This window comes from Micromonospora sp. LZ37, assembly GCF_059359015.1.
In genome coordinates this window covers 1-1,213 of the sequence record NZ_JCADBL010000030.1, presented here as the reverse complement: position 1 = coordinate 1,213, position 1,213 = coordinate 1, and the positions used below count along the sequence as shown (strand labels likewise).

1 protein-coding gene is annotated in these 1,213 nt (G+C 66.4%); it reads right to left on the bottom strand.

What is annotated here, in order from left to right; genetic code table 11:
* A partial coding sequence (gene glnA / locus AC5L3Z_RS29470) for a type I glutamate--ammonia ligase (protein ID WP_494846636.1) occupies positions 1-1,213 on the bottom strand: 1,213 nt, incomplete at both ends.

Sequence of the window (1,213 nt, the reverse complement as noted above, 5' to 3'; positions counted from 1 at the left end):
CCTGCTTGACGTCGCCCCACTCCTCCGGGGGCAGGTCGTAGAGGTCCTTGTCGATCGGCGCCGGGGGTTCGATCTTGTTCTTGATGCCGTCGAGGCCGGCCATCATCATCGCGGAGAAGGCGAGGTAGGGGTTGCTGGACGGGTCCGGCACCCGGAACTCGACCCGCTTGGCCTTGGGGTTGCTGCCGGTGACGGGGATGCGGGTGCAGGCGGAGCGGTTGCGCTGGGAGTAGACCAGGTTGACCGGTGCTTCGAAGCCGGGCACCAGGCGGCGGTAGGAGTTGACCGTCGGGTTGGTGAAGGCCAGCAGGGACGGGGCGTGGTGCAGCAGGCCGCCGATGTACCAGCGGGCCATGTCCGACAGGCCGGCGTAGCCGGTCTCGTCGTAGAAGAGGGGTTCGCCGTTGAGCCAGAGGCTCTGGTGGGTGTGCATGCCGGAGCCGTTGTCGCCGAAGAGGGGCTTGGGCATGAAGGTGGCGGTCTTCCCGGCGGCCCACGCCTCGTTCTTGATCAGGTATTTGAAGAGTTGGAGCTGGTCGGCGGAGTGCAGCAGGGTGGAGAACTTGTAGTTGATCTCCGACTGGCCGGCGGTGCCGACCTCGTGGTGGGAGCGTTCGACGGTGAAGCCGGCGTCGATGAGGCGGCGGACCATGCTGTCGCGCAGGTCGGCGTAGTGGTCCACCGGCGGGACGGGGAAGTAGCCGCCCTTGTACGCGGTCTTGTAGCCGCGGTTGCCGCCGGGCTCGTCGCGGCCGGAGTTCCAGGCGCCCTCGATCGAGTCGATGTAGTAGAACGACTGGTGGGCCGAGGTTTCGTGGCGGATGGAGTCGAAGATGTAGAACTCCGCCTCGGCGCCGAAGTACGCGGTGTCGGCGATGCCACTGGCGGCCAGGAACGCCTCGGCCTTCTTGGCCACGTTGCGCGGGTCCCGGGAGTACGCCTCCCGGGTGAACGGGTCGTGGATGAAGAAGTTCAACGCGAGGGTCTTCTGCGCGCGGAACGGATCGATGAAGGCGCTGGCGACGTCCGGGAGCAGGAGCATGTCCGACTCGTGGATCGCCTGGAAACCACGGATCGACGACCCGTCGAAGGCCAGGCCCTCGGTGAGGAGGTCGTCGTCGACCGACTCCACCGGCAGGTTGAAGTGCTGCATCACGCCGGGCAGGTCACAGAACCGTACGTCGACGAACCTCACGTCCTCGTTCTTGAGGTA